The sequence below is a fragment of the Caulobacter sp. S45 genome (assembly GCF_009765965.1).
Lineage (GTDB): Bacteria > Pseudomonadota > Alphaproteobacteria > Caulobacterales > Caulobacteraceae > CAHJWH01.
Genome location: NZ_LMUL01000019.1, coordinates 55,720 through 62,012 on the forward strand (window position 1 = coordinate 55,720; position 6,293 = coordinate 62,012).

Genomic DNA, 6,293 nt, shown 5'->3' on the forward strand with positions numbered 1-6,293 from the left:
CGCCGCCCTGTTCGCTGTGCGCCTGCGCGACACGGTGCATACGGTGGAGACGGTGGACTTGCCGGTTTGGACCGCTACGGCCATCGCCCCGAAGGTGTTGCTGCTGGCTGGGGCTCCGGACCCCGAGGTCAAGGAACTGAGGCGCTGGGCGGCGGATTCAGGGATCGCCCTGCAAGCGGCCCTGACCCTGGGCGGCGGCCTGGAACTCGGCGATCCACGCCCGCAGCTGAACGCCTCGACGCTCGGCCGCCTCGACCTGGTGGTGGTGGACGAGCGCAGCTGGGCGGGACTCTCCGCTGGTGATCGCGCCGCCCTGGCGGCGGCGGTCCGCCAAGGTCTCGGCTTGTTGCTGCGCGTCACCGGCCCCTTGCCCGCCGGCGTGCGCGACTCCTGGCGCGCCCAGGGCCTGCCGCTCGCCGACGGCGAAGCGACCATCGCCACGCACCTGGCCCCTTCCGGACCGCCAACGGCGTCCAACCCCGACGAGCTCCCCCTGCCCGAACTGACGCGGCGGCGGGTGGATGTCCCAGCGCCCGACTCCACCCCGCTGCTACGCGACGCCACGGGGGCGGTGCTGGCGCGCTGGCGGGCCGAGGGCCAGGGCCGGCTCGGCGTCTGGTCGGTGACCGACAGCGCCGGCCTGGTCACCGCGGGATTTGGGCAGCGCTATGGGGAGCTGTGGGGGACAATGTTCGCCGGCCTGGGCCGCCCCGCCCCGGCCGCGATCGCGGTGAGCTTCGATGCCGACCCGCGCGAGGGCCGCCGCCTGGGCCTTTGCGGGCTGAAGGGCGAGGCTCAGGTGCGGGAGCCTTCCGGCGCCTGGACGCGCGTGCTGGTCGATCCGGCAACGGGGCCGGCCGCCTGCGCGGGCTACTGGCCTGCCGGCCCAGGCTGGCGCGTCCTGCGCGTGGCCCTACCGGGTGAGACTGCGCCCCAGGAGCAGGGCTTCTATGTCCGCCCCGCCGCCCAGGCCCCGGCCCTGGCGGCCGAGGACAACCGCACCGCCACCCGCGCCCTGGCGGCTACCCCTGCGGCGCGGGGCGCAGCCGCCGGCGCCGCCCCCACCGCGCCGGGCTCGCCCTGGCCCTGGTTCCTGGGCTTGCTCTTCGCCGCCGCCGCCCTCTGGCGCTTCGAGCGCGCTATGCTGGGCCGCGCGGGGACAACGGCGCCGGCGAGCTAGAGAGGGGCCACAAGTTTTGTGCCTTGCGCCCATAACCGACCTACCCTTTCCACCAGATTCCAGACGCTCCCGGGGCCTCAATCGTGCACGATGGGCGATCCGGATGGCAGATGTCAGGGATAATTCAGTCGGAATGGCCTCGTCAGATCGCCTCGGCCAACTGCGCTGGAGGGTGCTGGCCCAGCACCGCGTCCAGCGCGGCCTGCAATGCCGGAAGCTCGATCGGCTTGGCGACGTGGGCGTCCATGCCGACCGCCAGGCATTCGTTGATCTGGTGGGTGAAGGCGTTGGCCGACAGCGCGATGATCGGTGTCCGCAGGCGTCCCTCCTGCAACTCAAGCATGCGAATCTCGCGGGTCGCCTGGACGCCATCCATGATGGGCATCTGCATGTCCATCAGGATCGCATCGAACGTCTCGGCGCGCCACGCCTCCACCGCCTGGGCTCCGTCCTCCACCATCACCAACCCGAAGCCGAACACCTGCATGATGGTCGACAACACCAGACGGTTGGTCGGGTTGTCTTCGGCCGCCAGCAGCCGCAGCGGACGGGCGGCCATTTCGGGCTCCTGCACCTCGTCCGAAACGTCAGTCTCCTCAGGAGCGTAGCCAACGAAGGGCAGCATCAGGGTGGCGAAGAAGGTCGAGCCCTGGCCCTCCACGCTCTCGGCCCAGACGCGTCCGCCCATCAGGGTCGTCAGTTCCTGACAGATCGCCAGCCCCAGCCCCGTTCCGCCGAAGCGGCGCGTGGTGGAGGCGTCGACCTGAGAGAACTTCTGGAACAACCGCCGCATCTTGTCCGGTGGGATGCCGAGTCCCGTGTCCTTGACACCGATCTGCAGGCCGTCATGGCCGTCAGCGCCCAGCCCGACGATCTGGATACGCACGCCGCCAGACGCTGTGAACTTCAGCGCGTTTGACACGAAGTTGGCCACAATCTGGCGCACCCGTCCGGGATCGCCCTGGCGAAGCCCCTGGGCGTTCGGCGCGACGTCCAGCGAAAGTTGCAACCCCTTGGTTTCCGCTGTCGCCGCGAACCCGGCCAGGGTCGCCTCGAGCACCTTCTCGACGTCGAAGGCGATGTCCTCTAATTCTAGCTTCCCAGCCTCGATCTTGGAGAAATCCAGGATATCATTGATAAGGTGCAGCAAATCCCGGCCGGACTGGCGCACGACAGCGAGCCGTTGTCTCTGCGCCACCGGAAGCGGGTCGCGGTCCATCACATCGGCCATGGTCAATAGGCCGTTCAGGGGCGTCCGAATCTCATGGCTCATATTGGCGAGGAACTCGCCCTTGGCCCGGCTTCCCGCTTCGGCCTCGGTCCGCGCGGCCCTGAGCTGGCGCGACACGCGCCACTGCCAGGCCAATATGACCAGAACCGCTAGGCCGATAAACCCGGCCGCCCAGCCCATCAGTCGCTGATCCCGCACCACCCGGTCGACCAGCGCCAGGTTCTTTTGGGACGTCTCAAGCTGGAGCTGACGGAAGTTGAGCTGCTCAGCCATGAGACCCGTCAGTTGCCCCACGCCGAGGCTGAAGGACATAGCCTGCGCCCTCTGGTGGTCGTGGGCGTAGCGGCGGAGCGCCTCGAAGGCCGCATGGTCGCGACCCTCCGCATGCAGGATTGCGGCCTGGACCTCGGGCATGCGCTCAAACACGGACTGCTTGGCTGTCCGCATATCCCGCCGCAAGCGTTCGAACGCCGCCATGTCACGCCGCGCCGCCCGAAGCCGGCCAAGACGCGCATAGGCGATCGCACGGCTGGGCAGCACCCTGGGCGCCAGGAACCGGGCGTCGCGGAGCTCCGGCCCGAGGGATCGTAGGCAATCCAGGACGCGAGCAGGATCATCCCGCGTTTCCGCCACCGCCGCGCAGAGGTGGTCGTCCCAGGCCCACAGGCTGGGCATCTTGGACTTTCGCGCCAGCCGATGCTCGACGCCATAGAGGGTTTCGGCGAGATCGGTGCGGCCGACCTTGGCGGCGAGCCCGGTCAAGTTCCAGATGCTGTCGAAATCCGGCCGCGGATAGTCCGGCCGCCCGAACTCGAACTGTGATCGCCCGAACGCGATTGCGCTTCCGCTCAGGTCCTGAAGTTTCATGAGGGCTAGGCCCTCCGTTTCCCATATTTCCGCCCGGTCTTCTCGGGACTTGGCGGCGATCACCAGATGATCAGCTTCGGCCAAAAGACCGAGCGCCTCCGCCGCCTGATTGCGGACGGTGAGGAAGTAGGCTTCTAGCATCATCGCATGCGAACGGACTCGCCAGTCCGCCCCGCTGTGCACGACGGCGATGATCCCTCCCTCCGCCGAGACATCATCCTGGTCGTAGCGGCTTCGCAATCGGTCCAAGTCGGCGATCGCTACGTAGCGGGCGTCGCCAGCCTTGTGTGCTTCCTCCCTGAGCAGGTCGTTCCAGTAGGAGAAGCGCGGATAATCCGACTCGCCCAGCTCAAGCCACGCGACATGCTCCAGCCGCTGCAGACGGTCGGGCCGATTGCCGACCAGGGCGTCCCGGCCGAAACGCTCCAGGTCCTCGAAGCTGGCGCTGGAGGCCTGGCGCTCTACCGCCGCAGCGAGGGCCTGAGGCGTCCAGATGACGCGTTCAGCCGCTTCAGTAGGAGCCGGAATAGTTGTCAGAAAGACAAAACTGGTGAAGAGAAACGTCAGTAGGCGCAGAAACACGTTTCAGACCCCACCGTCCAGACGAACTTCCGCATGTATAGCTCGTTATCGGTTCACAATCGATTTACAACCACGGGCGGTGACATAAAGACACAGGCCTAATCAGGTCATGATCTCGAATGGGGCGCTAATCCTTAAATTGATTAAACTTTATCTGTACGCCGTCGCGTTGTTGTGGGTCAGCGCCGTCAGGGCAGTGGGCGAACCAAGTTGGACCTTGGGCGTCCCACCTAAAGGAAACTACCGTGGCTCGTTTGGACCAGACTTGCTCGGAAAGGGCGTCGGCATGACCGTTCCTAGAAGGCCCGCCTTCCAGTCCATGAGTTCCGTCAACAACGGTCTTTGGCCGCGTGGGCATTGTCAACCCAAACGCGAAATCGCGTAGCCTCTGGCGCTCTGCTTATTTTCGCCGGCTTGGGTTGGGCAACAGGGATCTACAGCATCAGGCGTTGGCGAGGACCGGCGGCTGCGCGACCCCTTCATAATCAGCTTGTGTGAATTTGGTCTGACAGTGCCGACGGCTGCGTAACCAACGCCCAGAGCCCCGTACCCACAAGGCTGTCTGCTAGGCGCCACAGGAAATCTGGGGCCGCGGCACAGCCATGGCTTGGTAGTCCTATCGGATGGCGGTGGAGTTAGACCGATGATTGCTCGAAATGTGCGGGCGGCGATCGCACTTTCACTCGCCGGTTTCGTCGTCGCCAGTGCTGGCGGCTCGCCTGTAAGCGCCCAGCCATCCCCGAAGACCTATCAGGTGGAGTGGGTGTATCGCGTTCGATATGGCTTTGAAGACGAGTGGTGGCGACTGTTCCAGAAGTACCAAATCTCCGCCCTGGATGAAGAGAAACGGCGCGGCTATGTTCTAGACTATGTGGTGGTCCGCCCGAGCTTACACGTCAGCGAAGAAGCGCGCTGGGATTACAGGGTCGTCATCACCTACAAGGATCACGATGCAGCCAGTCATGAGAGCGAGGTCGAACTCGCCCTCTTCCCGGACGTCGTAGCACGCAAACGCGACGAGAACCGCCGTTGGGAGCTGACCGCCAATCATTGGGATCTTCCGATTCACCAGATCGATCCGCACGGTTCAGAATAGATAGAAGCGCCTGGAAAGGTCCCGATGCACCATAATCATGGCATGGAAAACCTGCTCGACACCCTGAGCTTGGCCTGACGACGATGGTTACTTCCTGGCCAATCCACCCAAACCGCAGGGTCATCCTTGCCGTCGCGCCGGCCTTGTTGTTGGACGCGTGCCATCCCAAGGCCGGTAGCAGCCGCGTTCGCATCGGCTATCAACGCGACGGTGTGCTCCTGCTCGCCCAGTCCGAAGGCCGGCTGGAGACCGAACTCAAGGCGGTCGGGGTGACGGGGGTGGAGTGGATCCTGTTTCCCTCGGGCCCGCCTCTCCTCGAAGCGATGCGCGCAGGCGCAGTCGATTTCGGCGCGACGGGCGAGACCCCGCCCATCTTCGCCCAAGCGGGAGACGCGCCGCTCGTCTACGCGGCGGCCGAACCCGTCACCGGCGCGGGCCAGGCGCTGCTCATACCGCGCGGCTCCACGGTCCGATCCATAGCGGAGTTGAAGGGCCGCACCCTGGGCTTCACGCCGGGGTCCACGTCCCACCTGTTCGCGCTCCAGGCGTTGAAGGGCGCCGGGCTGACGCTGAACGACGTCCACCAGGTCCCGCTGTCGCCGCCGGACGGCGCCGCAGCCTTCGCCAAGGGGGCGCTGGACGGCTGGATCGTCTGGGACAGCTATTTCGCCCTGGCCGAGCGCGATCTCAGCGCACGTCCCATTCTCACCGCGAACCAACTGCCGGGGACCAGTTCGTTCTATCTCGCCTCCAAGGCCTTCGCCGACGGCTCGCCGAAGGTCCTCTCCGCGCTGCTGACCAGCCTTTCTCAGTCCGCCCAGCGCGGCAACGCCAGGCCGGATTTAGCGATCCGCACGATCGCCCGGGCGAGCGGATTATCCGAGGACATCGTCCGCATCTCCCGACGTCGCGGACCCTTCGCCGTGGCGCCGCTGACCGACGCGCTGATCGCGCGCCAGCAGGTCGCCGCCGATACATTCTCCGAGGCCGGCGTCATCCCTAAGCGCATCCGCGTAAATGATGCGGCCTGGAGAGGGTGGATGGTCGCCGCATGATATCGCCGCCTCGGCTATTCTGGTTCCTGCCGACCTCAGGCGACGGCCGCTACATCGGCTCCCCCCAGGGCTGGCGTCCGCCGGAGGTTGGCTACCTGAGAGAGATCGCCCAGGCGATCGACCGCCTGGGATTCGAAGGCGCACTCCTGCCCACCGGCCCCAGCTGTTTCGACGCCTGGACGCTCGCTTCCGCGTTGGCGCCCGTCACCGAGCGGCTGAAGTTCCTGATCGCTCTGCGGCCTGGCATCCTCTCGCCGACCTTGGCCGCGCGGCAGTCCGCGG

4 protein-coding genes and 1 pseudogene are annotated in these 6,293 nt (G+C 66.3%); 4 read left to right on the plus strand and 1 reads right to left on the minus strand.

Annotated features, from left to right (window positions below; genetic code table 11):
• Nucleotides 1-1,180, plus strand: a pseudogene (locus GSQ87_RS22235) (hypothetical protein); the annotation flags it as partial.
• 142 nt (nt 1,181-1,322) lie between these two features.
• On the opposite strand, the gene GSQ87_RS22240 reads toward GSQ87_RS22235, so the two are convergent.
• Entirely contained in the window at nt 1,323-3,860 is a 2,538-nt protein-coding gene (locus GSQ87_RS22240; protein WP_158918897.1) for an ATP-binding protein, read from the minus strand.
• A 643-nt stretch (nt 3,861-4,503) separates the two neighbouring features.
• Here GSQ87_RS22240 and GSQ87_RS22245 point away from each other — a divergent pair.
• The 3 genes from GSQ87_RS22245 to GSQ87_RS22595 form a co-directional block, all read left to right on the plus strand.
• On the plus strand, nt 4,504-4,956 hold the full coding sequence (locus GSQ87_RS22245; RefSeq protein WP_158918899.1) for a hypothetical protein: 453 nt from the start codon (nt 4,504-4,506) through the stop codon (nt 4,954-4,956).
• A 143-nt stretch (nt 4,957-5,099) separates the two neighbouring features.
• Nucleotides 5,100-6,011 (plus strand): aliphatic sulfonate ABC transporter substrate-binding protein, encoded by a 912-nt coding sequence (locus GSQ87_RS22250; protein WP_158918901.1) that lies wholly within the window; start codon nt 5,100-5,102, stop codon nt 6,009-6,011.
• On the plus strand, nt 6,008-6,293 hold a 286-nt coding region (locus GSQ87_RS22595), incomplete at its 3' end, for an LLM class flavin-dependent oxidoreductase (RefSeq protein ID WP_216839548.1). The genes GSQ87_RS22250 and GSQ87_RS22595, both read left to right, overlap by 4 nt.

Coding starts and splice junctions, on each gene's coding strand:
- GSQ87_RS22245 (WP_158918899.1), top strand. CDS start 4,504: ATGATTGCTCGAAATGTGCGGGCGGCGATCGCACTTTCACTCGCCGGT.